Origin of the sequence: Chromobacterium alticapitis (assembly GCF_002924365.1) — a bacterium.
Lineage (GTDB): Bacteria > Pseudomonadota > Gammaproteobacteria > Burkholderiales > Chromobacteriaceae > Chromobacterium > Chromobacterium alticapitis.
Window position 1 is genome coordinate 39,184 of sequence record NZ_PQWB01000189.1, and the last position, 25,077, is coordinate 64,260.

Annotated in this window: 25 protein-coding genes; 16 read left to right on the forward strand and 9 right to left on the reverse strand. The window is 63.5% G+C overall.

The genetic code is table 11. The annotated features are described in order from the left end of the window. Position 1 precedes the first annotated feature (1 nt). Positions 2-481, forward strand: coding sequence for a DUF456 domain-containing protein (locus C2I19_RS21110; protein ID WP_103904538.1), 480 nt, complete (start codon positions 2-4; stop codon positions 479-481). A 110-nt stretch (positions 482-591) separates the two neighbouring features. Next, a complete protein-coding gene (gene ettA / locus C2I19_RS21115) occupies positions 592-2,259 on the forward strand; it encodes an energy-dependent translational throttle protein EttA (protein ID WP_103904564.1) in 1,668 nt (555 codons plus the stop codon). Positions 2,260-2,314: 55 nt separating this feature from the next. Here ettA and C2I19_RS21120 read toward each other — a convergent pair whose 3' ends face one another. Then, positions 2,315-3,043 (reverse strand): substrate-binding periplasmic protein, encoded by a 729-nt coding sequence (locus C2I19_RS21120; RefSeq protein ID WP_103904539.1) that lies wholly within the window; start codon positions 3,041-3,043, stop codon positions 2,315-2,317. Between the two features lie 56 nt (positions 3,044-3,099). Between C2I19_RS21120 and C2I19_RS21125 the strand changes: the two genes are divergently transcribed. The 5 genes from C2I19_RS21125 to C2I19_RS21145 all read left to right on the forward strand — a co-directional run bounded on the left by C2I19_RS21125 (position 3,100) and on the right by C2I19_RS21145 (position 7,929). Further along, positions 3,100-3,804 carry a peptidoglycan DD-metalloendopeptidase family protein gene (locus C2I19_RS21125; protein WP_103904540.1) on the forward strand — a complete coding sequence of 235 codons (705 nt, stop codon included), beginning with the start codon at positions 3,100-3,102 and terminating at the stop codon, positions 3,802-3,804. A gap of 88 nt (positions 3,805-3,892) precedes the next feature. Beyond that, on the forward strand, positions 3,893-5,083 hold the full coding sequence (locus C2I19_RS21130) for a DUF1615 domain-containing protein (RefSeq protein WP_103904541.1): 1,191 nt from the start codon (positions 3,893-3,895) through the stop codon (positions 5,081-5,083). A 108-nt stretch (positions 5,084-5,191) separates the two neighbouring features. Next, the gene (locus C2I19_RS21135) at positions 5,192-6,253 is read left to right on the forward strand and encodes a DUF475 domain-containing protein (RefSeq protein ID WP_103904542.1); all 1,062 of its coding nucleotides are present in this window, start codon (positions 5,192-5,194) and stop codon (positions 6,251-6,253) included. 179 nt (positions 6,254-6,432) lie between these two features. Beyond that, the gene (locus C2I19_RS21140; RefSeq protein WP_103904543.1) at positions 6,433-7,005 is read left to right on the forward strand and encodes a LemA family protein; all 573 of its coding nucleotides are present in this window, start codon (positions 6,433-6,435) and stop codon (positions 7,003-7,005) included. A 24-nt stretch (positions 7,006-7,029) separates the two neighbouring features. Next, positions 7,030-7,929 carry a hypothetical protein gene (locus C2I19_RS21145; protein ID WP_103904544.1) on the forward strand — a complete coding sequence of 300 codons (900 nt, stop codon included), beginning with the start codon at positions 7,030-7,032 and terminating at the stop codon, positions 7,927-7,929. Positions 7,930-7,951: 22 nt separating this feature from the next. On the opposite strand, the gene C2I19_RS21150 is transcribed toward C2I19_RS21145, so the two are convergent. From C2I19_RS21150 to phaR, 3 genes are all read right to left on the reverse strand, one after another. Next, positions 7,952-9,034, reverse strand: a complete 1,083-nt coding sequence (locus C2I19_RS21150) for an RICIN domain-containing protein (protein ID WP_103904545.1) — start codon at positions 9,032-9,034, stop codon at positions 7,952-7,954. Between the two features lie 119 nt (positions 9,035-9,153). Continuing rightward, entirely contained in the window at positions 9,154-10,479 is a 1,326-nt protein-coding gene (locus tag C2I19_RS21155) for a methyltransferase domain-containing protein (RefSeq protein WP_103904546.1), read from the reverse strand. An 86-nt stretch (positions 10,480-10,565) separates the two neighbouring features. Beyond that, on the reverse strand, positions 10,566-11,129 hold the full coding sequence (gene phaR / locus C2I19_RS21160) for a polyhydroxyalkanoate synthesis repressor PhaR (protein WP_103904547.1): 564 nt from the start codon (positions 11,127-11,129) through the stop codon (positions 10,566-10,568). A gap of 187 nt (positions 11,130-11,316) precedes the next feature. Between phaR and C2I19_RS21165 the strand changes: the two genes are divergently transcribed. Both C2I19_RS21165 and C2I19_RS21170 read left to right on the forward strand, forming a co-directional pair. Continuing rightward, on the forward strand, positions 11,317-11,871 hold the full coding sequence (locus C2I19_RS21165; protein WP_103904548.1) for a phasin family protein: 555 nt from the start codon (positions 11,317-11,319) through the stop codon (positions 11,869-11,871). A 129-nt stretch (positions 11,872-12,000) separates the two neighbouring features. Continuing rightward, positions 12,001-13,131: a M14 family metallopeptidase gene (locus tag C2I19_RS21170; protein ID WP_103904549.1), complete on the forward strand. Its 1,131-nt coding sequence runs from the start codon at positions 12,001-12,003 to the stop codon at positions 13,129-13,131. Positions 13,132-13,406: 275 nt separating this feature from the next. Here C2I19_RS21170 and glyA read toward each other — a convergent pair whose 3' ends face one another. Continuing rightward, entirely contained in the window at positions 13,407-14,654 is a 1,248-nt protein-coding gene (gene glyA, locus C2I19_RS21175; RefSeq protein WP_103904550.1) for a serine hydroxymethyltransferase, read from the reverse strand. A gap of 103 nt (positions 14,655-14,757) precedes the next feature. Continuing rightward, positions 14,758-15,459, reverse strand: a complete 702-nt coding sequence (locus C2I19_RS21180; RefSeq protein ID WP_103904551.1) for a pirin family protein — start codon at positions 15,457-15,459, stop codon at positions 14,758-14,760. A gap of 171 nt (positions 15,460-15,630) precedes the next feature. Between C2I19_RS21180 and C2I19_RS21185 the strand changes: the two genes are divergently transcribed. Then, positions 15,631-16,551, forward strand: coding sequence for a LysR family transcriptional regulator (locus C2I19_RS21185; protein WP_103904552.1), 921 nt, complete (start codon positions 15,631-15,633; stop codon positions 16,549-16,551). Between the two features lie 50 nt (positions 16,552-16,601). Here C2I19_RS21185 and C2I19_RS21190 read toward each other — a convergent pair whose 3' ends face one another. Then, positions 16,602-17,681, reverse strand: a complete 1,080-nt coding sequence (locus tag C2I19_RS21190) for a hypothetical protein (RefSeq protein ID WP_103904553.1) — start codon at positions 17,679-17,681, stop codon at positions 16,602-16,604. Between the two features lie 1,127 nt (positions 17,682-18,808). On the opposite strand from C2I19_RS21190, the gene C2I19_RS21195 reads away from it, so the two are divergent. Together C2I19_RS21195 and C2I19_RS21200 are read left to right on the forward strand one after the other, a co-directional pair. Next, on the forward strand, positions 18,809-19,105 hold the full coding sequence (locus tag C2I19_RS21195) for an SMR family transporter (RefSeq protein WP_233201314.1): 297 nt from the start codon (positions 18,809-18,811) through the stop codon (positions 19,103-19,105). Continuing rightward, on the forward strand, positions 19,102-19,422 hold the full coding sequence (locus tag C2I19_RS21200) for an SMR family transporter (protein WP_103904555.1): 321 nt from the start codon (positions 19,102-19,104) through the stop codon (positions 19,420-19,422). Before C2I19_RS21195 ends, C2I19_RS21200 begins: the two co-directional genes overlap by 4 nt. 22 nt (positions 19,423-19,444) lie before the next feature. Here C2I19_RS21200 and C2I19_RS21910 read toward each other — a convergent pair whose 3' ends face one another. Together C2I19_RS21910 and ilvD are read right to left on the reverse strand one after the other, a co-directional pair. Next, on the reverse strand, positions 19,445-19,684 hold the full coding sequence (locus C2I19_RS21910; RefSeq protein ID WP_146056916.1) for a hypothetical protein: 240 nt from the start codon (positions 19,682-19,684) through the stop codon (positions 19,445-19,447). Positions 19,685-19,699: 15 nt separating this feature from the next. Next, positions 19,700-21,553, reverse strand: a complete 1,854-nt coding sequence (gene ilvD / locus C2I19_RS21205) for a dihydroxy-acid dehydratase (protein ID WP_103904556.1) — start codon at positions 21,551-21,553, stop codon at positions 19,700-19,702. 196 nt (positions 21,554-21,749) lie between these two features. Here ilvD and lgt point away from each other — a divergent pair, with 196 nt between their 5' ends. The 4 genes from lgt (at position 21,750) to C2I19_RS21225 (ending at position 25,069) form a co-directional block, all read left to right on the forward strand. Then, the gene (lgt, locus tag C2I19_RS21210; RefSeq protein ID WP_103904557.1) at positions 21,750-22,601 is read left to right on the forward strand and encodes a prolipoprotein diacylglyceryl transferase; all 852 of its coding nucleotides are present in this window, start codon (positions 21,750-21,752) and stop codon (positions 22,599-22,601) included. Between the two features lie 166 nt (positions 22,602-22,767). After that, positions 22,768-23,571 carry an ABC transporter substrate-binding protein gene (locus C2I19_RS21215; protein WP_233201315.1) on the forward strand — a complete coding sequence of 268 codons (804 nt, stop codon included), beginning with the start codon at positions 22,768-22,770 and terminating at the stop codon, positions 23,569-23,571. A 77-nt stretch (positions 23,572-23,648) separates the two neighbouring features. Then, entirely contained in the window at positions 23,649-24,389 is a 741-nt protein-coding gene (locus tag C2I19_RS21220; RefSeq protein ID WP_103904559.1) for an amino acid ABC transporter permease, read from the forward strand. Next, positions 24,371-25,069, forward strand: a complete 699-nt coding sequence (locus tag C2I19_RS21225) for an amino acid ABC transporter permease (protein ID WP_233201316.1) — start codon at positions 24,371-24,373, stop codon at positions 25,067-25,069. Before C2I19_RS21220 ends, C2I19_RS21225 begins: the two co-directional genes overlap by 19 nt. The last annotated feature ends 8 nt before the right edge of the window (positions 25,070-25,077 follow it).

A 25,077-nucleotide genomic window follows, 5' to 3' on the forward strand; every position in this document is an offset into this window, starting at 1 on the left:
GATGACGATACTGGGCTATCTGGCGGCCGCGCTGATGATGGTCGCCGGCCTCGCCGGCACCATCCTGCCGGCCATTCCCGGCCTGCCGCTGCTGTTCGGCGGCCTGCTGCTGGCCTCGTGGCTGGACAACTTCCAGCACCTGGGCGCCATCAGCCTGAGCATACTCGCAGTGCTGGCCGCGCTGGGCCTGTTGATAGACTTCGTCGCCGGCCTCTTGGGCGCCAAGGCCACCGGCGCCAGCCGCCAGGCCCTGTGGGGCGCCTTCATCGGCAGCCTGGTCGGCATGTTTCTGGGCCTGGCCGGCGTCATCCTCGGTCCCCTGGTCGGCGCGGTGATAGGCGAGTTCCTGGCTCGCAAGGATGCCCTGCAGGCCGGCAAGGTCGGTGTAGGCACTTTCATCGGTTTTATCGTCGGCGCCGTGGCCAAAGTGGCCTGCGCCTTCGCCATGCTGGCCACCGCCGCGCTGGCGCTGGCATTCTGATCCCCTTCCCGTTTCACGGCCGGCCTATGCCGGCCGTTCGGCTATCTGGTTTTGATCGCCTATTTTGGTAGAATCGGCGTCTAGTCATAGCAACCAATGTGAACGAATCCATGGCCCAATACGTGATGTCGATGCTCCGCGTGAGCAAGATCGTCCCGCCCAAGCGGCAAATCATCAAGGACATCTCGCTGTCCTTCTTCCCCGGCGCCAAGATCGGCCTGCTGGGCCTGAACGGCGCGGGCAAATCCACCGTGCTGAAAATCATGGCCGGCGTGGAAAAGGAATACGACGGCGAAGTGCAATGGCAGCCCAAGCTGAACATCGGCTACCTGCCGCAAGAGCCGCAGCTCGATGCGGACAAGACCGTGCGCGAGGAGGTGGAAAGCGGCATGGGCGAAGTGATGGGCGCGCAAAAACGCCTGGAAGAAGTCTACGCCGCCTACGCCGACCCGGACGCGGACTTCGACGCGCTGGCTGAAGAACAAGCCAAGCTGGAGGCCATCATCGCCGCCGGCGCCAACGACAACGTCGAACACCAGCTGGAAATCGCCGCCGACGCGCTGCGCCTGCCGCCGTGGGACGCCAAGATCGGCCCGCTGTCCGGCGGCGAGAAGCGCCGCGTGGCGCTGTGCAAGCTGCTGCTGTCCAAGCCGGACATGCTGCTGCTGGACGAGCCGACCAACCACCTGGACGCCGAGTCCGTGGAATGGCTGGAGCAATTCCTGGTGCGCTTCCCCGGCACCGTGGTGGCCGTGACCCACGACCGTTACTTCCTGGACAACGCCGCCGAATGGATTCTGGAACTGGACCGCGGCGAAGGCATCCCGTGGAAGGGCAACTACTCCGGCTGGCTGGAGCAGAAGGAAGCGCGCCTGGCGCAGGAGGCCAAGGGCGAAGCCGCACGCCAGAAGGCGATGAAGCAGGAGCTGGAATGGGTGCGCCAAAACCCCAAGGGCCGCCAGGCCAAGTCCAAGGCGCGTATCGCCCGCTTCGAGGAACTGTCCAGCTTTGAAACCCAGAAGCGCAACGAGACCCAGGAAATCTTCATCCCGGTGGCCGAGCGCCTGGGCAATGAAGTGATCGAATTCGAAGGCGTGTCCAAGGCCTTCGGCGACCGCCTGCTGATCGACAATCTGTCGTTCAAGGCCCCGCCGGGCGCCATCGTCGGCATCATCGGCCCCAACGGCGCCGGTAAGTCCACGCTGTTCAAAATGATAGCCGGCAAGGAACAACCGGACAGCGGCAGCGTGAAAATCGGCCAGACCGTGCAGATGGCCTTCGTCGAGCAGAGCCGCGAAGGCCTGGACGGCGACAAGACCGTGTTCGAAGACGTGGCCGCCGGCGCCGACATCCTCACCGTAGGCAAGTTCGAGATGTCCAGCCGCGCCTACCTGGGCCGCTTCAACTTCAAGGGCGCGGACCAGCAGAAGAAGGTCGGCATGCTGTCCGGCGGCGAACGCGGCCGCCTGCACCTGGCCAAGACGCTGCTCAAGGGCGGCAATGTGCTGCTGCTTGACGAACCGTCCAACGACCTCGACGTGGAAACCCTGCGCGCGCTGGAAGACGCGCTCTTGGAATACGCCGGCACCGTGTTCGTGATCTCGCACGACCGCTGGTTCCTGGACCGTATCGCCACCCACATCCTGGCGGCGGAAGGCGAATCGCAATGGACCTTCTTCGACGGCAACTACCAGGAATACGAAGCCGACAAGAAGAAGCGCCTGGGCGAGGAAGGCGCCAAGCCCAAGCGCCTGCGCTACAAGCCGATCACCCGCTGATCCGCTCGCCCATCCCATGCCAAGCCCCCGCCTCGGCGGGGGCTTTTTCTATCTTTCACTCCAGATAGCGCGCGGTGATCCGCTCCAGTTCGCCGCTTTCCCGCACTTGCTTGAAGGCCTCGGACAGCCTCTGCGCCACGGCTTCCGGCATGCGCTTGCTGCACGCCAGGTACAAATGGGTTTCCTGCAAGCGCAGCGCGGGCTGGATGGGCACCGCATTGCGTCCTTGCTGCTTGACCAGATAGCGCGCCACCGGCGCATGCACGGCCCAGGCATCCGCCACGCCCAGACTCAATTCTCGGTAGGCGTCTTCCGTTGTCGGCAACTCGGCAAACTCCACCTGATGCATGCGCAGCCAATCCGACATGGACGATCCCAGCAGCGCCACCACCCGCTTGCCTTTCAGGTCTTCCAGAGAATGGATGCGCGATGGTTTGCCCGCCAACACGAACAAGGTTTGATCGCTGTTGTCCAACAGGCCTATCCAGCGATACAAAGCCTCGCGCTTGGGCGAGCGGGTCAGCGGCAGCAGGCAGGCGTACTCCTCGCCCTGCGCCTGCAGTTGCGCGCGCTTCCATGGCAGCATCACCAGTTGCCCGCGCATGCCCGCTCGCGCCAATACCTTATCCACCGCCTCCAGCGCGATGCCGCGCTCGCCGCCATCGACCTTCATGACGAATGGCGGATAATCCAGACCATACAGATTGATGACCATCCGCTCCGGCGCCGCCCATGACGGCGTGGACAAGAGGCAGGCCAATGCCAGCCAAAACCATTTCTTCATTGCGTCTCCAGCAGACTCGCTCCCTCAGCATTGTCCAGACAGTGTAAACTCCGGCCATGTCTTTGCGAGCCCTGATTCTTTGTAGCAGTTTAGCGCTGGCTGCCTGCGCCACGCCACCGCAGACCGATGCCCCGGCGCCGCCCGGCTATTATCGGGTGCAGCCCGGCGATACGCTGTACCGCATCGCTCGCCAGCAAAAGCAGAGCGTGGGCAATCTGACGCGCTGGAACCAATTGGCGGACAGCGCCGTCATCCAGGCCGGCCAGTTGCTGCGCGTGCAGCCGGCAGCTTCCGCCGGCAAGCCCTCGGCCAACGCGGGGAAATCCGCGGCGGCGAAGCCCAAACCCGCGCCGGCCAAGCCGGCCGAGAAGCCGCCGCAACCGCCGGCCAAACTGACCATCGCGCTGCAATGGCCCGCCTCTGGCCCCGTCATCGCCGGCTTCGACGGCAATCGCAACAAGGGCCTGGACATCGCTGGCAGCGCCGGCGACCCTGTGCGCGCCGCGGCGGCCGGCAAGGTGGTTTATTCGGGCAAGGGCATACGCGCCTACGGCAACCTGCTGATCATCAAGCACAATGAAAGCACCTTGACCGTCTACGCCCACAACCAGAAGCTGCTGGCGCAGGAAGGCGAGCAAGTCTCCGCGGGCCAGCAGATCGCCACCATGGGCGACTCCGGCGCCAACCGCGTCAAGCTGCATTTCGAACTGCGCCTGGGCACTCAGGTGGTCAATCCGGCCGCCTATCTGCCGCCTCGCTGAACGTTCGCTCGGCGCCATAAGCCGCGGCTTGCGGCCGTTCCGCGTTCGCCCTACTCTGTGGCGCACGCTTTCTCTATCCGATAACAATATGAACCGCACCTTTCTCTTCGCCATCACGGCGGCGCTGCTGGCAGGCTGCGCCGCCCAACCGCGGCAGGCCGAGCAGACCGTTCCTACAGCGCCCGCCTCGGCCCTCCCTGCGCCGCAGGAGGCGCCGGCAAAGCCCGCGCCAGCCGTGGCCGCGCCGCCAGTCGTCGCGCCAACCGCCGCGCCGCCGCGCAATTACGTCGCCGCCTCGCTGCCGGCCGGCGTGCGCGAGCGCCAGGGCTGGATAGCCGACATAGACAGCGCCTTCCGCCACTTGCGGATTCCGCCCACAGCAGAGAACGCTTGCGCGTTGGCCGCTGTGATCAAACAGGAATCCAGCTGGCAGAGCGACCCGGTCGTGCCGGGCCTGCCCAAGATCGTCTGGGGCAAAATAGAAGAGAAAGCCCATCGCTACTTGGTGCCGTTGCCCGTGGTCCAGGCAGCCTTGATGAAAACCTCGCCCAACGGCCGCAGCTACAAGGCGCGGATAGATACGCTGCGCACCGAGCGCGAAATGAATCTGCTGTTCGAAGACATGGCGCGCGAGGCCAAGCAGATGGGACTGCCCATGGAAATGAAGAATCCGATACGGACCGGCGGCCCCATGCAAGTCAGCGTGGAGTTCGCCGAATCCCACGTCAAGGCCTGGCCCTATCCTTACCCGCGCCGCGACAGCATCCGCCACGAGGTGTTTACCCGGCGCGGCGGCGTCTATTTCGGCGCGGCCATCCTGCTGCAATACCCGGCGCCGTACCAAGAGATGCGCTACCGCTTCGCCGACTTCAACGCCGGCCGCTACAGCAGCCGCAACGCGGCGTTCCAGGCCGCGCTGACGCGGCTGAGCGGCCGCAAGCTGGCGCTGGACGGCGACTTGCTGAATTATCAAGGCGGCCAGCCCTCCGGCAGCCAGCAGGCGGCGCTGGCCATTGCCGGCCAGTTGGCCATGAGCCGGGAAGCCATCCTGCGCGACCTGAAGCAGGAAAAGACGTCGGCCTTCGGCCAAAGCGAGTTGCACCGCCAGGTCTTCGCGCTGGCGGAACGCCGCGACGGCAAGCCGCTGCCGCGCGCCGTCATGCCGCAAATCAATCTGCAAAGCCCCAAGATCACCCGCAAGCTGACCACGCAATGGTTCGCCGACCGGGTAGATGGCCGTTATCGCCAATGCCTGTCCCGAGTGGCGGCCGCCGCTTGATGCGCGCAGCCTGACATCGTCATATAATTCCGCTGCGACAGCCGGTTTCCCGGCTGTCCGCCCATACCAAAAATACAGCGGCGACGCCGCACTTGCTCAGGTTATCCCATGTCTTCCACTTTTTCGTATTTCCGCGGCTCGCTGGCCTTCAGCGTCGCCGCGCTGGCCGCCGTCGCCTGGTACGGCTTCCAGGCCGGCGGCGCCGAGAGCGCCGGCTCCTTCCTGCTCACCGCCTTGGTGCTGGCGGTGCTGGAAACCAGCGTCTCTTTCGACAACGCGGTAGTCAACGCCGGCATTCTGAAAGCGATGAGCCCGCGCTGGCGCCGGGTTTTCATGACCGTAGGCATCGCGGTGGCTGTGTTCGGCATGCGCATCCTGTTTCCGCTGCTGATCGTTTCCACCGCCGGCGGCGTGCCGCTGGGCGAATCTTTCATCGTGGCGACGGAGCAGCCGCTGCGCTACCGGCAAATCATGCATGACAGCCATCTGATGATCATGGGCTTCGGCGCCACCTTTTTGTTGATGGTGGTGATCGAATACTTCGTGCAGCATGAGAAGGACGAGCACTGGCTGCCCGGCATAGAGCCGCTGCTGGCCCGGCTGGGCAGCGTGGAGAACGCGCAATCGCTGCTCGTCATTCTGGCGGCGGCGGCCGTGGCCGCCTTCGTGCCTGCGGGACAGAAGCTGGCCTTCATCAGCAGCTGCTTCTGGGGCTATGTGGTGTTCATGGCGCTGCATATGTTCAAGCAGCTGTTCGGCGGCATGGACATCAAGACCGCGGCGGCCAAAAATGGCCTGATCGGCTTCGCGTATCTGGAAGTGCTGGATGCCAGCTTCTCCATGGATGGCGTGATCGCCGCCTTCGCCATCACCGGCGACTTCTGGCTGATCGCCGCCGGTCTAGGCATTGGCGCGATGTTCGTGCGCTCGCTGACGCTATACCTAGTGGAGCGCGACGTGATAGGCCAATTCCGCTATCTGGAGGTATCGGCATTCTGGGCTATCGCCGCGCTGGTTGCCATCATGTACGCCGCCGCGCTGCACGTTGAGCTGGGCGAAGTGGCCACCGGCCTGATCAGCGTCGCCATCATCGGTCTGGGCGTGCTGACCAGCCTGCCCTCGCGCGCCAAGCCTCAACAGCGCGGAGATAGAACCGACAGCACCGGTTAAACGTTCGGGCCCAAACCGCCTGAAAAAAGCGGAACATCGTGCGCGCGGCGCTTACGCGGAGGCTCATGCAACAGGCGCACTGTCTGGAAAAGGCGCCGCGCGACAAATTTGATGCCCCCGTCCGGCCTGTCGATATACTGGCTGTCTGATATCAGCACAGGACGTGCGGAAGGTTCGACATGCGCTCGCCACTTCTCATAGGCGCCGCTCTGGCGCTTACGCTTTATTTCATCGTCCTGTACAACGGCCTGGTCGGTCTGAAGCATTCGGTCGCCAAGGCCTGGGCCAATATCGACGTGCTGCTCAAGCAGCGGCATGACGAAATCCCCAAATTGGTCGAAGTCTGCAAACAATACGCCCAGTTCGAGCAACAAACGTTGCTCAAGGTGATGGAGGCCCGCAATGCCGTCGCCAGCAGCTCCGCCGCCCATGACGCCGCTCGCCTGGGCGCTTCGGAGGGCCTGCTGCGCCGCGGCATCGCGCAATTGAACGCCGTGGCGGAGGCCTATCCTGAATTGAAAGCCAATGAGCAGTTCAGCCAATTGTCTCGCCGCATCAGCGCGCTGGAGGACAGCATAGCAGACAGGCGCGAGCTGTATAACGAAGCCGTCAACCTCAACAATATGCGGATCGAGCAATTCCCCGATCTGCTGATCGCCCGCCTGTTCGGCTTCGCCGGCGCCCATCCCCTGCGTTTCGAAAGCCACGAAACATGCGATGTGGACGTTTCCTCGCTGTTTCGCCAGCCGTAAGATGGCAGTTGCCTCGCTCGCCTGATGCTCAGCCGCACGGACAAACTGTTTTTCCTGCCTTATCTGCTCGCCATCGCCGCGTGGGCTGAGCTGAAAACAGGCCATTTCTGGCGCTATGCCCTGCCCACGCTAGCGCTGTTCGGCATGCTGGCCTGGTGGCTCAATTACCGCCGCTACCGCCTGGTGGCCGACACCCCCAGCTCCCGCATCGCCTCCGCCGCCCTGGGCAGGGTGGAACTGTCCGGCCGCGCCTTCTGCCACCCCGGCGCGCCCAACATCAGCCCGCTGTCCGGCCGCCGCTGCGTTTGGTACAGCTGCAGCCAGCGCCGGATGGAACGCTCGCCGGACTGGGATTGGCGTCGCCTGCTCGAAACAGAAACCGAGCGGGAGCGCCAGACCAGCGACGACAGCTTCCTGCTGCGCGATGGCGCGGCGGAAGCGCTGGTGCTCCCTGAGGCCGCGGAAGTGCAGGCCAGCCATAGCCGGAAATGGGTGGAGGACGGCTATGAATTCACCGAATCCTGGATAGAAGAAGGCGAGGCGCTGTATATATCCGGCCAGTTGAGCGCCTTGGGCGGGCCGGCCGGCGGCGCGGCCTTCATCATCGATGTAGGCGCCAAGCTGGCGCAGTGGAAACAAGACCCCAAGGCGCTGCGGCTCAGGTTCCAGCTTCCCGACGACGGTCCGTTCTCAACCGAGGAATGGGAGCAGGTGGTGCAGGCGGCGAAGCGCGAAGTGAGCGACAGCGAAACCGCCGCCGCAGGCCCCGGCCTCATCCTGCAGCGCGCCCAGGATGGCCTGCCCATGCTGATTTCCACGCTGAGCGCCGCCCAGTGCGCGCGCGGCTTCCGCCTGCGCGCCTGGCTGCACGCAGGCCTCGCGCTCCTGTTTCTGCTGCTGTGGCAGAAATACTTTCAGCACTAGGCAAGGCGCTCGACCAACGCGCTCAGCGCGCCGACAGCGTCCACCTTTGGCGGGCCGTGCCGTCGCATTTCAGCAAGCTGACCGGCTGTCCCGATTGGTTGGCGCTCAGGCATAAGCCGCTAGCCGCGCTGCGCAGCGCGCCGCCGTCCAACTTCCAGCGGGACTTGCCGCTGCAAGTCCGCACATCCACGCCTCCGCCGTTCTCCTCCAGACAGTAGTCGTTTTGCAGTTGCAGCGAGCCGTCTCGCGCCTTCACCCAGGCCTGGTTGGCGCCGCCCGTGCATCCGTAGGCGATGGCGGCCGCGCCCTCCTGGATGCCGCCGCTGGCATCGAGACATTGGCCGCCATTGACGATGGGGCCGCGCGCGCTATTGCCGATGCCGTTTTCCTGCGCGCTGCCGCTGGCCACGCGGCTGACTTTGGAGAAGTCCGGGCAAGCCTGGCTGACCGAAGTGCCGCTGACGCTGGCCGAAACCTGCCGGCCGTTAGCCATGCCGACCGGCAAACCGAACGTGGCCTGGCTATACGGCTGGCCAAGGCAGGTTGCTCTGTCATTATTCCACTCGAAGTATTCCGTCCAGTTCACCATATTATTGGGAGAAATCTTGCTGGCCGCCGTCCTGATGCTGCCCAGCTTGAACGAGCTGCCATCGGTCTGGTCCACCACGGTTACGCCCAGCCAGTTGTCCGCCTCGTAGGCGATATGGAAGCGATAGCGGTGGCCCTGCTTCCAGTCCACGTGGATGCGGCAGCTACGGCCGGTGCCTTCGCCGGAAAACGTGAGGCAATAGCTGCCTGGGCTGCCGGTCTTGGCGTCCGTGGTGTTCCAGGCGGAGAACAGGAAAGTGCGCGGGCTGCCGCCATTGCTCTGCATGCCGGCATACGCGCCGGACGTGCCCACCAGATCGAACTGGTTGGCCCAGTAGACATTGGCGGCATGGCCGGGATCGCTGTTGACCGTGATGGCGAAGTCCACGGCGTCCAAGCCTGCCACGCCGGCGGGGAAACGATAGTTGGTATAGGTGCCCGGCGTTTTGCCCGCCGCATGCAGCAGCGGGGACAGCGCCAGCATCCACAACAGGGGGAGCGCGGCTTTGGCTTTCATTTCGGCATCCTTGCATCGATTGGAGAATGCCCGCGCCGGAGCGGCCGGCCTGGCGGGACAGCAATAGGAATAGCTGCCTCCGCGCCGGTTATCAATACGTAATATTTACAAATAAACCGTTATTTGCCATTTAAATGATTAAAAATATTATCCCCCTCCACGCGGAGCGCGCAAACGAACTCGCCCTCCAGCGGACAGCCCGCCTCGTCCCGCACCGGCAGCCGCTCCCGCGACAACACGCGCCACCCTTTCGCCAGCAAGCCGTCGAGATAGCTCGCGGCATGGCGATAGCGCCCGCTGTGGTGCAAGCGAAAATCCTCGCCAGCCTCCTCCAGCCGCTCAGTGCTGAACAACAACAGGCCGCCGGCCGGCAGCGCCGCGCCGAACGCTTCGAACAAGGGCTCCAGCCGGCCGATATAGGGCAGCGTATCCATGCAGGCGATCAAATCCCAACGGTCCGTCCGTTCGCGCAGATGACTGAGAATGTCCGCCTGATGCAAGTCGTCGTACACCAGCTTGGCTTGCGCCTGTTCCAGCATGCCCGCGCTCAAATCCACGCCCTCCAGCCGGCGGGCATAGCGGCGCAAGGCCGCGCCGGCCAAGCCGGTGCCGCAGCCCACATCCAGCGCGCGCAGCGAGCGTTCGGCCAGGCCGCGGCCGGCTAGGCAACCCGCCAGCCATTGCGGCCCCAGGTAGCGCAGCCGCGCCAACGCCCGGTCGAAGCCTGCCGCCGCCGCGTCGAACGCCTGGCTGACGTAGTCGTCCGGGCAGGCCTGCGGCGCGCCCGCGCCGCCGAACGCCGCCAGCATGTGCGCGGCCACCGGATCGCCTGGGCGCAGCGCCAGCCAGTCCCGCGCCAATGCCTTGGCCTCATCGAAACGATCCAATTCGCACAAGGCCTGCGCCACCGCGATGGCGTCCATCCGGCCCGCAGGCTCCGCCAACACGCCCTGCGCGTTGCAGCGCCGCGCCTCGGCGTAACGCCCTTGCCGCAACAGCAATTCCGTCAGCAGATAAAATGCTTCCGGGCAGCCCGGGTCAAGCGAGATGGCGCGCCGCAGCGCGCGCTCGGCTTCCTCGTCCATCCCCGCCCGCGCCAATTGCGCGCCCAGCTGGCTCCAATAGACGTAACGCCCGGGATCAAGCGCCGCGGCGGCGCGCCAGGCCGCGATGGACTCGGCCGCCTCTCCCAGGCGCGCGCAGGCCATGCCCAAGTTAAAATGCCATTCCGCGTGGCCACTCTCGCCGGCGACGGCCAGCGCCAGCTCGCGCTTCGCCTCTGCCGGCCGGTCCCGCTGCAACAGCAGAAAACCCAGCCAGTGCCGCGCGGCGTGCCCCAGCTGCGCATCGTCCAGCAAGCGTCGATAGGCCGCTTCCGCCGCCTCCGCCTCGCCAGCCAAATGCAAACGTTGCGCGTCCCGTAAATCCCGTTCGCTCGTCGTCATATCGTTTCACTCGCGGCCGCGCCGCATAAAAACAAAGCCGAAGGCATGCTGCCTCCGGCTTTTTGCTGATGCCCCGAACCGCCGCCTCAGGGCTTGTTCTTGTCGTCTTCGCCGCCGGGATAGCCGGGGAAGCCGAAGCCGCCGAACAACTGCTTGGTCTGCTCCTGCATGCGGTTCTGCATTTCCAGAAACATGCCGGTGCTCTGCTCCATATAGTTGGCCATCATGTTCTGGATGGCCGGCCCCTGCAGCTTCATGAACTCGCCCCACAGCGAACTGTTCAGCATGGCGTTGTCGCCATACATCGCGCGGGTCTGCTCCTGCATTTTTTGCTGTAACTGCGAGAACAGCTGCAGGTTCTTCTCCAGGAAGGGCCCCATCATGCCTTGCATCGCCTGGCCGTAATAACGGATGAATTGCGTCAGCACCTCGTAGCTGAACATCGGCATGCCGCCGTTTTCTTCTTCCAGAATGATCTGCAGCAACACGCTGCGGGTAATGTCTTCCTGCGTCTTGGCATCCACCACCTGGATGTCCACATTGTCCAGAACCAGCTGCTTGACGTCGCCCAGCGTGATGTAGGAACTGGTGGCGGTATCGTACAGTCTACGGTTCGGGTACTTCTTGATGACCCGTTTCTCAACACTCATTTAACACTCCTGGTTTATTGTCGTGGTGTTGTGCGCTGGCAATCTAACATAAATACAACAGAGTAGAGCAAATCTACTACCAATACCCCACCTCGCGTGCTACATTTCGACGTCATTGTGCAATGCACAATTAATCACGCAAGACTTTCGTTTGACCCCATTTTCCACGTAATGGAGGTTTTACACCATGTCCTTAAACAATGAACAACTGAACAAACTGGCTCTGACCGGCATCGAATCCTCGCTGCGCTTCGCCCAGATCGCTCTCGACAGCACCGAGCGCCTGGTCAAGCTGCAACTGGATGCGTCCAAGCAGTCGCTGGAAGAGCAAACCCAGGCCGCCAAGCAACTGGCCGGCTTCAAAGACGCTCAGGAAGCCGTCAACCATCTGAGCAAGGTGGCCACCCAGGCCGTAGACAAGGCAGTGAACCACTCGCGCAATGTATACGAAGTGGTGTCCGGCGTGCAGAGCGAACTGAACAAGCTGGTGGAAGAGAGCGTCGGCCTGTACAACAAGTCGCTGATCAGCTCCATCGAATCGTTCGCCAAGAACGCGCCGGCCGGCTCCGACGCCACCCTGAACGCGGTGAAGACCTCCGTCGCAGCCGCAGCCGCAGCCGTCAACACCTTCAGCAAGGCGGCCCAGCAAGTAGCGGAATTCACCGACAGCAGCGTCAAGGCCGCCACCAGCGCCACCGCAGACGCCGTGAAAAATTCGGCCAAGCGCGGCACCACTGTCTGAGCCATGCGCTGAATCCGTCCCCAACCCCGCCCTAAACCGGCGGGGTTTCGCTTTAACGGATGCGCGTCCGACCGCTACGGGGTTACAATCGCGCTTTAAGAGATTGAGCAAGCACCACGGGTTCCCCTCATGAAGATCAGCAGCAACTTCGACGCCGGCAGCATAGAGATCGTCTCCGCCGACAACCTTGACGACATCCAACTGCGCATCCGCCGCGACAACGCGGCCGAAATCGCGCAATGGTTCTACTTCCGCGTGCAAGGGGCCGCCTACCAACACTGCTCCTTCCGTTTCCTCAATGCCGCCGAGTGCGCCTATCCGCAAGGCTGGGTGGACTACCAGGCCATGGCCTCCTACGACCGCATCAACTGGTTCCGCGTGCCTACGCGCTACGAGGACGGTGTGATGGTGATAGAGCACGTGCCGCTGTCCGGCAGCATCTATTACGCTTATTTCGAGCCCTATTCCTACGAACAGCACCTGAACCTGATCGGCCAGGCGCAAGGCTCCGGCCTGTGCCAGGTATCGGATCTCGGCTCCACCGTGCAGGGCCGCGACATGAACCTGCTGACCATAGGCCATGAAGTGGAATCCGATCTGAAGATCTGGATCACCGCGCGCCAGCATCCGGGCGAGACCATGGCCGAGTGGTTCGTCGAAGGCCTGCTGAACCGCCTGCTGGACCCGCAGGATCCGACCAGCCGCGCGCTGCTGGACCGCGCCACCTTCTACGTGGTGCCGAACATGAACCCTGACGGCTCCGTGCTGGGCAATCTGCGCACCAACGCCGCCGGCGCCAATCTGAACCGCGAATGGTCCAACCCCAGCCCGGAAAACAGCCCGGAAGTGCTGGCGGTGCGCGAAAAAATGCTGGAAACCGGCGTGGACCTGTTCCTGGACATCCACGGCGACGAGAACATCCCCTATGTGTTCCTGGCCGGCACCGAGGGCGCGCCGTCCTGGAACGAAAAGCTGGAAAGCCTGGCCGACAGCTTCCGCCACCACTTCCTGCTGGCCAGCCCGGACTTCCAGACCGAGCACGGCTACCCGCGCAACGAGCCGGGCAAGGCCAATATGGGCATCGCCACCAACTGGGTATGCGAGCAGTTCGGCTGCCTCGCCTTCACGCTGGAAATGCCGTTCAAGGACAATAACAATCTGCCGGACGACGACTTCGGCTGGAGCGGCCAGCGCAGTCTGCGTCTGGGCGAAGCCGCCCTGTCGCCCATCTACGCCATCCTCAACGCGCTGGGCCGCTAACTCAAAAGCAGGCCTGCACCTACCGCCGGGTCATCTCCCGGCGGTTTTTACGTTGCGGCGCGAAAATGCGGGCGGCGCTGACCGCCCTGGGCGAGGATCGCCCGCTCCATCCGCGCCAATTCATTCGCTAGCGCACGCTACCAAAGGAAACAGCCCTGCCAGCTTACGCCGGCAGGGCTGTTGAAATCGGACTGAGCAACAAGCATGCCGCTCGCTTGCATAAGCGAACGGCATCCCCGGTCAAGGGCGGCTGGCTTGCATCTGGAAGAGCAGGCTTACTTGGCGTACACCGGGAAACGGTGGCACAGCGCGGTGGCCTTCTCGGCGATGCGGGCGATCAGCGCGTCGTCGTTCGGGTTATCCAGCACGTCGGCGACCATATTGGCCACTTCGATGGCCTCGGCTTCCTTGAAGCCGCGGGTGGTGATGGCCGGGGAGCCGATACGGACGCCCGAGGTGACGAACGGGGTTTCCGGATCGTTCGGGATCGAGTTCTTGTTGACCGTGATGTGGGCGCGGCCCAGCAGCGCGTCGGCTTGTTTGCCGGTCAGGCCCTTGGGGCGCAGATCGACCAGGAACACGTGGCTCTCGGTGCGGCCGGACACGATGCGCAAGCCGCGCTCGGCCAGGGTCTTGGCCATGATGGCGGCGTTCTTGATCACTTGTTCCTGATAAGCCTTGAACTCCGGCTGCAGCGCTTCCTTGAAGGCCACGGCCTTGGCGGCGATCACATGCTCCAGCGGGCCGCCTTGCAGCGTCGGGAACACATTGCTGTTGATGCTCTTCTCGAACTCGGCCTTGGCCAGGATGATGCCGCCGCGCGGGCCGCGCAGGGTTTTGTGGGTGGTCGAGGTCACAAAGTCGGCGTGCGGCACCGGGTTCGGATACAGGCCCGCGGCCACCAGGCCGGCGTAGTGAGCCATGTCCACCATGAAGTAAGCGCCCACCTTCTTGGCGATCTGGCCCATGCGCTCGAAGTCGAAGCGCAGAGCGTAAGCGGATGCGCCGCCGATGATCAGCTTCGGCTTGGTTTCCATCGCCACGCGCTCCATGTCGTCGTAGTCGATTTCTTCCTTATCGTTCAGACCATAGGCGACGATGTTGAACATCTTGCCGGACAGGTTGGCCGGGGAGCCGTGGGTCAGGTGGCCGCCGTGGCCCAAGTTCATGCCCATCACGGTGTCGCCCGGCTTCAGGATGGAGAAGTACACCGCCTGATTGGCCTGGGAACCGGAGTGCGGCTGCACGTTGGCGTACTCGGCGCCGAACAGCTGCTTGACGCGGTCGATGGCCAGCTGCTCGACGACATCCACATGCTCGCAACCGCCGTAGAAGCGCTTGCCCGGGTAGCCTTCGGCGTACTTGTTGGTCAGCTGGGAGCCTTGGGCTTCCATGACCGCCGGGCTGGTGTAGTTTTCCGAGGCGATCAGCTCGATGTGATCTTCCTGGCGTTGGCATTCCGCGGCAATGGCGGCGGCGAGTTCTGGGTCGAATTTGGCGATCGTCTGGTCAGCAGCGAACATCTTTGACTCATCCATCAAAGGGTTAACGATTCGGCCATTCTACACGAAATGCTTCAAGCGAAACCTTAACGTGAAGCAAGCCCGCCGGAGCATGCGCCGCCGCTCATTCCCGCGTGTCCACCAGGATCAGCTCGGCCTCCCGGCTCGCCGAAACGCGTATCCATTCCTCGCCGCGAATCGCCGCGCCATCGCCCGCTTGCAAGGCGACGCCGTTCACTTGCGCCTCCCCGCCGGACAGCACCAAGTAGGCTCGCCGGCCCTCAGCCAAACGGTAGGCGGCCTCCTCCCCGGCCTGCAATACCGCGCCCAGCACGCGGGCGTCGGCGCGAATCGGCAGGGCGTCGGCGTCGCCATCCATGCCGCTGGCCAGCGCGATGAAGGCGCCGGAGCGGTCGATCTTGGGAAACGGCTTGCTGCCCCAGGATGGTTCGCCGCCATGATGGTCCGGATAGATCCAGATCTGGAAAATACGGGTGGCCACCGGCTCCAGATTGAATTCCGAGTGAACGATGCCGTTGCCGGCGCTCATCACCTGCACGTCGCCGGCCTCGGTGCGGCCGCGGTTGCCCAGGCTGTCCTCGTGGCTGATCGCGCCTTCTCGGACATAGGTGATGATTTCCATATCGGAATGAGAATGCGGATCGAAACCGGTGCCAGCGGCAATGGTGTCGTCGTTCCATACCCGCAGTCTGCCCCAGCGCATGCGCTCGGGATCGCGGTAGTCGGCGAAGGAAAAATGGTGCTTGGCGTCAAGCCAGCCGTGCTGGGCGGCGCCCAGGCTGGCGAAGGGACGGCGTTCTATCATGGCAGGCTCCTGTTTGGCGCTATAAGGATGTAGCCACTATAAACAAACGCCAATCCAACATTAATGGAATATATGGAATATCATGCTTTCCATTTTTTAGATAATTGAGCGGCCTTCACTCTGTTGGAACGATGAGATAGCCCCTCAAGCCGACATGCTAATGGATGCTTCATGAAACGACTGCCCGATCTGGAAGCCTGGGCCATTTTCGCCAAAGTGGCCGAATGCGGCGCCTTCGCCCGCGCCGCCGAAGAGCTGGGGCTGTCCCAAGCCACGGTGTCCAAAGCCGTGTCGCGGCTGGAGGCCCGAATGAAAACCACCCTGCTGCATCGCACCTCGCGCCAATTGACGCTGACCGAGGCCGGCGCCGCGGCGCTGGAGCGGGCTTCCCGCATCTTGGCCGAGGGAGAGGCGGTAGAGGCGGACATCGCGGAGCAATCCAGCGTTTTGCGCGGACGGATACGCGTAGCCGCCCCCATGTCTTTTGGCCTATCCCACCTGGCGCCGCTGCTGCCGGATTTCATGGCGCGACATCCGGAAGTGGAGCTGGATCTGCATTTCAGCGACGAACAAGTGGATTTGGTCGCGGACCGGATGGACCTGGCGCTGCGCATCGCCTCTCCGGCCGACTCCAGCCTGCTGGCGCGCCGGCTGTGCGCGGTGCGCATCCTGCTGGTGGGCGCGCCATCCTACTTCGCGCGCCACGGCAAGCCGAGCCACCCGGCGGAACTGGCGCGGCACCGCGCCTTGCAGTACAGCAATGCGCAAGGCGGCCGCTACTGGCGCTTCCGCCATGCGAGTGAGGGCGAATTTGCGCTGGAGATGAGCGCGCCGCTGCGCGTCAACAACGCCGACGCGCTGGCCCCGGCACTGCGAGCAGGCCTGGGGCTGGCCCTGCAGCCGGAATTCCTGGCTTGGCAGGACTTGCAGGACGGCCTGCTGGAAACGGCGATGCCGGAGTGGCAGGTCGATCCGGTGGCACTCTACATTCTGACGCCGCCGGGCCGCGGCCGCCCGGCGCGGGCACAGGCGCTGATGGATTACCTGGCTCAGCGGCTGGCCGGCTCGCCGTGGGCCCGCTCGGCTGGCTGAAATACAAAGCCCCGCGCAAGGCGGGGCTGTAAACGAAACGGCGAAGAAACTTAGAGATCGTCAGCGGTGAAGAACAGAGGCACGCCGTCGCGGCTTTCCGGCTGCAGATCGGGCAGCACATGCACCTCCCGCACCCGGCACTCGCCCATCAGCTCGCGGAAGCTTTCTTCTATCAGCTTGACGTTGTCCAGCGAAGCCAGCGGCCAGACAAAGCCTTCCCAATTGCGCTCGTCGCCTTGGGCCGACAAGGTGAAGTGCAGCTCGCCGTTGTCGTGTGCGGACAGAATGGCCACCGGCTCCAAGTCCAGTTCGCGCAGGCGGCGGATCTGGCTGCTGGCGAATACCTGCAGCGCCACTTCGAAGCGCGCGTAATTGCCGGCCACCAGCGCCTGCATCGCCGGCAGCGGGGGACGAGCGATCGGGAACAACGTCACGCCATCGGCCTTCAACTGCTCGCCCAAGAATTTCATCAGCGGCATGCCCCAAGCGCCCACCGAGCCGCCCAGCCTGACCGGGCAAGCCTCGCCTTCGCGCTGAATGGCCACGCCTATCAGATAGCGCAGGAACACCCCCTCCTCCTTCACCGTGATCGGCGCCGCCTTAGCGGGCAAAACGGCGCGGGCGGCGTCGCCCTGTCGCGTCATCCTATATAGGGTCAGGGCGTCCATGCCTACCAGGCTGTCCGGGTGCAGCAGCGTCCCGGACAAGGCGACATCGGCTCCAGCGGCGAACACGCCGTGTTCGCGCAGCAAACCGTTCAAAGCGTCCACATCGGCGATGACGCCCGGCAGCTCGGCCTGTTCGCGGCTGCCCGCCACCAAAACCAGCGGCAGCGCGAACACCAAGGCTCGCGCGCCGCCGGCCTCTTCCACGGTCTGGCGCAGGGCGTCCCACACCACTTGATAGCAAGCTTGCGTCGGCACCATGGCCAGGGCCACGGAGATGGACAATACCTCGCCGCGCTGCAGCATTTCATCCATGGCGCCCACCAGCGCTTGCCTCCACATTTCCCTATCCTCTGCGCTGGGCGCGTCCAACACGGACTGGGCATGGTGGATCAGGCGATTGGTCAGGGAAACCTGGGGGTGATATTGGCGCGGATCGGGAAGGGTATGGCGGACGGCGTCCATGGCTCTGAGCATCCTGCAGCAAGCGAAAAAAACGTATTGTGGCACAGCCGCCACGATATTGCTCGAACCCCGATCCGATATGCCAATGAATTAAATCCTTATTCCATCAGGCATCGTAAACGGCAATGTACTTAAGCGCGACAAAAAATTATATTTCTCGACATTTTCGGAAACGCACATGTTGACACTCGCTACCGCAATCCGGATAATCTGTTCTCGTTGAGATGCAGCAATTGCTTCTTGATAGTTTCTCCTCTATTTCTCCTTTGTAGACTTGGCGCGGGCCGTAAGGCACCGCGCATTTTTTTTGTCTATCGCCCGCAGTAATTCAGACAAAACGCTTAAAAATCATTGCCATAAGCACAAACCTGAAATAATCCCCTCTTCATCTGTCCAGCTAGCGCCCGCTATTGAACTACGCCGTTCAAAGCAGCCACCTACGCGGGAACAAAGCTCAATCAAGAACAATATCCTATTTGTGCAAAAATAAAAATGACATACGAGATATATGGTATTTCGTTTTCGAAACAAAACGAATAAATAAAAGATAGAATTGTTCGGCTTCATAAAATACGAACCGAAACATGAGCAAGGCGAGGGGGCCAACAGATGAACTTGGACGCGCAGGAGTTCCCGACTGTCCTACAGGCCGCATGGTATCACCGCCTGTTTCCACAATTATGACAATTATCAAGACCTAACAAGATTCCTCCCGCCCCGCCATCAGGAATCTGCCTCTACCTTTGGCTAGCCCCCTCGCCACAAGCGCTCAATGCATAGACGAGCAAATCCAAGTCTTCTATGGAATGCTCCCCCAGCGTCGCGATCAGCCGTCATCGCCCGGCAATGACTCAATGCCATCGCGTAAAGACCCAGCCGTTGCCGAGATTGCCTCCCCGACAGCAGCCAACCGACACAAGACACTGGAAAGCACGCGAACCGACGCGATATTTCTCTAAAACCTCCCATTTGCTATGGAAACGCGCAAATTCGGCGCGGGAACTCCACAAGGCGCCGAGCTGTCACACCCCTGTCTTGTTTATTTTATTCAACGTATGTATAAAAAATTAATCTCTCCTTCCGCTCTGCCCTGGCTTCTGCTGCTCGGGGCCATCGTCTGCGAAATCGTGGGCACCTCCTTCATGGCCGTCGCCGCTCGCAGCGACTCCTATCTGGGCTACGCTTGGATGGCCGGCGCGCTGGCCTTGTCCTACTATTTGCTATCCCTCGCCTTGCGCGCGATCTCGGTCGGCGTCGCTTATGCGGTATGGGAAGGATTGGGTCTGGTGGGCTTGACGCTGGTCAGCGTCTGGCTATTCGGTGAAAAGCTGGTGCCGCAGGAACTGGCCGGCCTCGGCCTGGCGCTGCTGGGACTCGCCTGCGTGACGCTGGGCGAAACGCACGACGAGGAGGCCGCGGCATGAAAACCGTTTATCTCTTATTCGTGCTGGCCTCGGCCCTGATAGAAGTGGGCGCCAATCTGATGCTGGAAAAATCCGACGGCTTCCGCCGCCGCGCCTGGGGCCTCGGCGCCATCCTGCTGGTCTGGCTGGCCTTCGCCCTGCTGGGCCAGGCGGTAAAGGGCATGGATCTGGCCATCGCCTACGCTTTGTGGGGCTCGATCGGCATACTCGGCACCGCCATCGGCGGGCGCCTGCTGTACAAGCAAAAGCTGAAACCCATAGGCTGGGCCGGCATAGGCATCGTCGCCGCGGCGGTGGTCACCCTGTCCACGGTATAAAAAACAGCCAAGCCCGAAAATTTCACCGCACGGTGAAATTCTCAGGCCTGGCTAGCCCAGACAGGTCTCCCGCACGGGCGTCCTGTTTGGGACGGTAGGCCGTATTTCCGTCTACCAGCAAAGTCTCAAGGCAAGCCGCAGCGATAATCGCCGGGCGCTGACTCAAGCGAATCATAATCAAGCGGATTGCCAAATGTATAAACAGGCTTTGAATTCGTGTTAACGAAAATAAAAAAGCAGCCGCAAGCGGCTGCTTTTTCATTCCATCGCCCCTAAATCACTTCTCGACTTGGGACACATCGCGCACCGCGCCGGTGTCGGCGCTGGTGGTCATCGCCGCGTAGGCGCGCAAGGCCGGACTGACCGCGCGCTCGCGGCCCACCGGTTTCCAGGCGTCGCGGCCTTTCGCCTCCATTGCGGCGCGGCGCTTGGCCAGTTCCTCGTCCGACACCGCCAGATGGATGCGCCGGTTGGGGATGTCGATTTCCACCGTGTCGCCCTCTACCGCCAAACCTATCGCGCCGCCTTCCGCCGCTTCCGGCGAAGCGTGGCCGATGGAGAGGCCTGAGGTGCCGCCGGAGAAGCGGCCGTCGGTCAGCAGCGCGCAGGCCTTGCCCAGGCCCTTGGACTTCAGATAGGACGTCGGGTATAGCATCTCCTGCATGCCCGGACCACCCTTCGGCCCCTCGTAGCGGATGATGACGATATCGCCGGCGACGATCTGGTCGGCCAGAATGCCCTCCACCGCCGCGTCCTGGCTCTCGAAGATGCGGGCGCGGCCGGTGAATTTCAGTATCGACTCGTCGACGCCGGCGGTCTTCACGATGCAGCCGCGCTCGGCGATATTGCCGTACAACACCGCGAGGCCGCCGTCCTGCGAGTAGGCGTGGGCCTGGTCGCGGATGCAGCCGTCGGCGCGGTCGTCGTCCAGCGTCGGGTAGCGCATGCTCTGGCTGAAGGCGATGGTGGTGGCCACGCCGCCCGGCGCCGCGCGGAACAAGCGATGCGGCTCGCTGCCTTCGCCATGGCGCATCACGTCCCATTGTTCCAGCGCCGAACCCAGCGTCGGGCTATGCACGGTGGCGACGTCTCGATGGATCAGGCCGGCGCGGTCCAGCTCGGCCAGGATGCCGATCACGCCGCCGGCGCGATGCACGTCCTCCATATGGTATTTCTGCGTCGCCGGCGCCACCTTGGACAAACACGGCACGCCGCGGCTGATGCGGTCGATGTCGGCCATCTTGAAGTCCACGCCCGCCTCGCTGGCGGCGGCCAGCAGATGCAGCACGGTATTGGTCGAGCCGCCCATCGCCACGTCCAGGCTCATCGCGTTCTCGAAGGCCTCCTTGGTGGCGATGCCGCGCGGCAGGATGGAGAAGTCCTCGCCCTCGTAATGGCGCTTGGCCAGCTCGACGATCAGACGGCCGGCCTTGAGGAACAGTTCTTTCCGGTCGGCGTGGGTGGCCACCAGGCTGCCGTTGCCGGGCAGCGACAGGCCCAGCGCCTCGGTCAGGCAGTTCATCGAATTCGCCGTGAACATGCCGGAGCAGGAGCCGCAAGTGGGACAGGCGGAGCGCTCGACGCGGTCGACGTCGGCGTCGGACACCGCGCTGTTGGCGGCTTCCACCATCGCATCCACCAGGTCCAGCTTGCGCACCTCGTTGCCCCACTGCACCTTGCCGGCCTCCATCGGCCCGCCGGAGACGAACACCACCGGAATGTTCAACCGCATCGCGGCCATCAGCATGCCGGGGGTGATCTTGTCGCAGTTGGAGATGCACACCAGCGCGTCGGCGCAGTGGGCGTTGACCATGTATTCCACGCTGTCGGCGATCAGGTCGCGGCTGGGCAGGCTGTACAACATGCCGCCGTGGCCCATGGCGATGCCGTCGTCGATGGCGATGGTGTTGAATTCCTTGGCCACGCCGCCGGCTTTTTCGATCTCCCTCGCCACCAACTGGCCCATATTCTGCAAGTGCACGTGGCCGGGCACGAACTGGGTGAAAGAGTTGGCGATGGCGATGATGGGTTTGCCGAAGTCGGCGTCTGTCATTCCTGTGGCGCGCCACAGCGCGCGGGCACCCGCCATATTGCGGCCGGCGGTGGAAGTGCGGGAGCGGTATTGAGGCATGGGGCTTCCTTTATCTGTTCAAAACCGGTCGTCGTTCCGTCACGTCAGCAGGGTAAGCTGGCGGCGCGTGGCTCATGGGTGCCGGGTGAGCCGAGCAAAATGCCGCAACGCCGCGGGTGAGCGGCGCGACGGCGGGGAACGCTTTCCGTATAATCTCGTCAACATTTCTTTTACCGCAAACGCACATCACTGACAAATGCTGATTCATCCACAGTTCGATCCGGTGGCCATCCACCTGGGCCCGGTCGCCGTGCACTGGTACGGCCTGATGTACCTGCTGGGCTTCGCCCTGTTCCTGACCCTGGGCAAATACCGCCTGAACAAGGGCGACAACGTGCTCGCCGTGCCGCAGCTGGACGACATGCTGATGTACGGCGCGGTCGGCGTGGTGGTAGGCGGACGCCTGGGCGAAGTGCTGTTCTACGAACCGGCCTTCTATTTCAGCCATCCGCTGGAGATTTTCATGGTGTGGAAGGGCGGCATGTCCTTCCACGGCGGCTTCCTCGGCGTGCTGATCGCGGTGGCGATCTACGGCCGCAAGATAGGCCGCGGCTTCTGGCAATTGACCGACTTCATCGCGCCGCTGGTGCCGCTGGGCCTGGCCGCCGGCCGCGTCGGCAATTTCATCAACGGCGAGCTGTGGGGCCGCGTAGCCAGCCCCAATCTGCCGTGGGCCATGCTGTTTCCGCAGGCGCGGATGCAGGACATCGCCGAGGCGCAGCAATCGTCGGACCTGATGAATATGCTGATGCAGTACGGCGGCCTGCTGCGCCACCCCTCGCAGCTGTACGAGTTCGCGCTGGAAGGCATCGTCTTGTTCGGCGCGCTGTGGCTCTATAGCGCCAAAAAGCGCGCCGCCGGCCAGGTATCGGCGCTGTTCCTGATCGGCTACGGCCTGGCTCGCTTCGTCAGCGAATACTTCCGCAATCCGGACGCCGGCATCTTCGGCAAGTCCGACGTGATCAGCATGGGCCAGTGGCTGAGCCTGCCCATGATAGTCATAGGCGTGGCGCTGTTCGTGTTCTTCGGCAAGCGCAAGCCCGCCTGAGTCAACTGAGTCGCCATGCAGCAGCCGGGATGCGCTCCCGGCTTTTTTGCGTCTTAAAAATACAAACCGGAATATATAACTAATTTTTTATGATTTATTGGAATTAAACACACAGGGTAAGATGGCGCCAATCGACTTTACATCGTCAAAAAACATAAGGCTCGCCATGAAAAAGACCTTCGCCCTCGCACTTGCCGTCACCCTGACGTCCACCGCCGCCCTGGCCGACCGCCTGGACGACATCAAGAAAGCCGGCGTGCTGCGCGTCGCCGCCTTCGACAGTAATCCGCCCTTCGGCTTCCTGGACGCCAAGACCCGCCAGATTTCCGGCCTGGACGTGGACGTGGCGCAGCACATCGCCAAGAAACTGGGCGTGAAGCTGCAACTGGTCCCGACCAATCCGGCCAACCGCGTGCCGCTGTTGGTGTCCGGCAAGGCCGACATCGTCGCCGCCAACTTCACCGTCACCGACGAGCGCAAGAAGCAAGTGGACTTCAGCCTGCCCTACTTCGCCTCCGGCCAGCAATTCATCGTCCGCAAGGGCGCGCTGCAGAAGCCGGAACAGCTCTCTGGCCTGCGCGTGGGCGTGGACAAGGGCACCACCCAGGAAGTGTATCTGCGCGAGAAATACCCGAAGACCACCGTGGTGGCGTATGACGACACCCCGCTCGCCTTCACCGCGCTGCGCAACGGCAACGTCCAGGCCATCACCCAGGACGGCTCCAAGCTGGCCGCGCTCTTGGCCAACGCGCCGGACAAGGCCAAGTACGAACTGGCGCCGTTCACGCTGACCCGAGAATTCCAGGCCATCGGCCTGCCCAAGGGCGAAGCCCGGCTGACCAAGGTAGTCAACGACACGCTGCGCGAACTGGAAAAGAGCGGCGACGCGGCCAAGATCTACGACCATTGGTTCGGCCCGAAGACCAAGGCCCCGCTGCCGCGCGATTTCAAGATCGGCGACGCGGCCTGACACTAGCTGTTCCGCTGCCCATAACCGCCGCGCGCCGGCGGTTTTGCCGTTTAGACGTTCCGTAGAAAGACGCACGCATGACCCCACCCGCCTGGCTAGGCCACAACTGGCTGGAGCCGCACTATCTCATCTGGCTGGGCAAGGGCGCGCTGCTGACCGGCTGGCTGTCGCTGCTGGTTGTCGTAGCCGCCAGCCTGCTCGGCATCGCCTTCACTGCGCTGCTCGATGGCGGCCCGCGCCCGCTGCGGCTGGCGACGCGGCTGTTTCTGGAATTGCACCGCAACACGCCGCTGATGGTGCAGCTGCTCTTGTGGTATTTCGGCGTGTCCGGCCTGTTGCCGGACGAGGCGAAAATCTGGCTGAACACGCCGCGCGCGCTGGCGCTGCCCTTCGGTCTGGCGCTGCCCTGGCCGTCGTTCGAATTCCTGGCCGCCTTCACCGCGCTGACGTTGTACAGCGCCGCCTTCATCAGCGGCGAATTGCAAGCCGGACTCAACGCGGTGCCCAAGGGCCAGCGGCTGGCGGCGCGCGCGCTGGGCATGAGCGGCTGGCAGGTACTGGGTCTGGTGGTGCTGCCGCAAGCCTGGCAGCTGGTGAAACGGCCGCTGGTCGGCCAGTACACCGCCATCGTCAAGAACACCTCGTTGACCATGGCGATAGGCCTGGCCGAGCTCTCTTACGCCTCGCGCCAGGTGGAGACCGAAACGCTGCTGGCCTTCCAGTCTTTCGCCGCCGCCACCGCGCTCTACCTGGTGCTGGTGCTGATCACCCAATTGCTGGCTCAGCGGCCGGAGCCCGAATGGAGAACATTGCGATGATCCCGCCGGTGATACAAGACAATCTCGACTACCTGCTGTGGGGCAATCTGGCCGGCGGCGAACCCGGCGGCCTGCTGTTGACCGCGGCGCTGAGCCTGGCCGCCGCGCTGCTGGCCAGCGTACTGGGGCTGGCGCTGGGCGTCGCCCAGCTGATGGGCGGGCCGGCGCTGCGCCGCGCGCTGACCGCCGCCACCGCGCTTCTGCGCGCCATCCCGGTGCTGATGCTGATCTTCTGGTGCTATTTCCTGCTGCCGCTGCTGTTCGGCATAGACGTTCCCGGCCTGCTGACGGTGATCCTGGCGCTGGCGCTGATCCACTCGGCCTACCTGGGCCAGGCGGTGCTGGCCGGCCTGACGGCGGTGGGCCGCGGCCAATGGCACGCCGGGCTGGCGCTGGGCTTCTCCCGCTGGCAGACGCTGCGCTGGCTGATCCTACCGCAGGCGCTGCGCATCATGCTGCCCTCCTTCGTCAACCAGTGGGTGTCGCTTCTGAAGGACAGCTCGCTGGCCTATATCGTCGGCGTGGCCGAGTTCACCTTCGTCGCCACCCAGGTCAACAACCGCGAGCAGGTGTATCCGCTGGAAATCTTCAGCGCCATCGCCACAGGCTACCTCATGCTGTGCGGCCTGCTGCAGCTGGCCGGCCACTTGGTCCAGCGTCGCTGGCGGCTGCCGGCCTGATCACAACT

Excerpts from the sequence above, each read along its gene's own strand:
- C2I19_RS21215 (WP_233201315.1), top strand. The coding sequence starts at position 22,768 with ATGAAAAAGACCTTCGCCCTCGCACTTGCCGTCACCCTGACGTCCACC.
- C2I19_RS21150 (WP_103904545.1), bottom strand. The coding sequence starts at position 9,034 with ATGAAAGCCAAAGCCGCGCTCCCCCTGTTGTGGATGCTGGCGCTGTCC.
- C2I19_RS21180 (WP_103904551.1), bottom strand. The coding sequence starts at position 15,459 with ATGATAGAACGCCGTCCCTTCGCCAGCCTGGGCGCCGCCCAGCACGGC.
- C2I19_RS21910 (WP_146056916.1), bottom strand. The coding sequence starts at position 19,684 with ATGAAAAAGCAGCCGCTTGCGGCTGCTTTTTTATTTTCGTTAACACGA.
- lgt (WP_103904557.1), top strand. The coding sequence starts at position 21,750 with ATGCTGATTCATCCACAGTTCGATCCGGTGGCCATCCACCTGGGCCCG.
- C2I19_RS21200 (WP_103904555.1), top strand. The coding sequence starts at position 19,102 with ATGAAAACCGTTTATCTCTTATTCGTGCTGGCCTCGGCCCTGATAGAA.
- phaR (WP_103904547.1), bottom strand. The coding sequence starts at position 11,129 with ATGAGTGTTGAGAAACGGGTCATCAAGAAGTACCCGAACCGTAGACTG.
- ettA (WP_103904564.1), top strand. The coding sequence starts at position 592 with ATGGCCCAATACGTGATGTCGATGCTCCGCGTGAGCAAGATCGTCCCG.
- C2I19_RS21155 (WP_103904546.1), bottom strand. The coding sequence starts at position 10,479 with ATGACGACGAGCGAACGGGATTTACGGGACGCGCAACGTTTGCATTTG.
- C2I19_RS21125 (WP_103904540.1), top strand. The coding sequence starts at position 3,100 with ATGTCTTTGCGAGCCCTGATTCTTTGTAGCAGTTTAGCGCTGGCTGCC.
- C2I19_RS21120 (WP_103904539.1), bottom strand. The coding sequence starts at position 3,043 with ATGAAGAAATGGTTTTGGCTGGCATTGGCCTGCCTCTTGTCCACGCCG.
- C2I19_RS21190 (WP_103904553.1), bottom strand. The coding sequence starts at position 17,681 with ATGGACGCCGTCCGCCATACCCTTCCCGATCCGCGCCAATATCACCCC.
- C2I19_RS21185 (WP_103904552.1), top strand. The coding sequence starts at position 15,631 with ATGAAACGACTGCCCGATCTGGAAGCCTGGGCCATTTTCGCCAAAGTG.
- C2I19_RS21130 (WP_103904541.1), top strand. The coding sequence starts at position 3,893 with ATGAACCGCACCTTTCTCTTCGCCATCACGGCGGCGCTGCTGGCAGGC.
- C2I19_RS21165 (WP_103904548.1), top strand. The coding sequence starts at position 11,317 with ATGTCCTTAAACAATGAACAACTGAACAAACTGGCTCTGACCGGCATC.
- C2I19_RS21225 (WP_233201316.1), top strand. The coding sequence starts at position 24,371 with ATGGAGAACATTGCGATGATCCCGCCGGTGATACAAGACAATCTCGAC.
- C2I19_RS21220 (WP_103904559.1), top strand. The coding sequence starts at position 23,649 with ATGACCCCACCCGCCTGGCTAGGCCACAACTGGCTGGAGCCGCACTAT.
- C2I19_RS21145 (WP_103904544.1), top strand. The coding sequence starts at position 7,030 with ATGCTCAGCCGCACGGACAAACTGTTTTTCCTGCCTTATCTGCTCGCC.
- glyA (WP_103904550.1), bottom strand. The coding sequence starts at position 14,654 with ATGTTCGCTGCTGACCAGACGATCGCCAAATTCGACCCAGAACTCGCC.
- ilvD (WP_103904556.1), bottom strand. The coding sequence starts at position 21,553 with ATGCCTCAATACCGCTCCCGCACTTCCACCGCCGGCCGCAATATGGCG.
- C2I19_RS21110 (WP_103904538.1), top strand. The coding sequence starts at position 2 with ATGACGATACTGGGCTATCTGGCGGCCGCGCTGATGATGGTCGCCGGC.
- C2I19_RS21140 (WP_103904543.1), top strand. The coding sequence starts at position 6,433 with ATGCGCTCGCCACTTCTCATAGGCGCCGCTCTGGCGCTTACGCTTTAT.
- C2I19_RS21135 (WP_103904542.1), top strand. The coding sequence starts at position 5,192 with ATGTCTTCCACTTTTTCGTATTTCCGCGGCTCGCTGGCCTTCAGCGTC.
- C2I19_RS21170 (WP_103904549.1), top strand. The coding sequence starts at position 12,001 with ATGAAGATCAGCAGCAACTTCGACGCCGGCAGCATAGAGATCGTCTCC.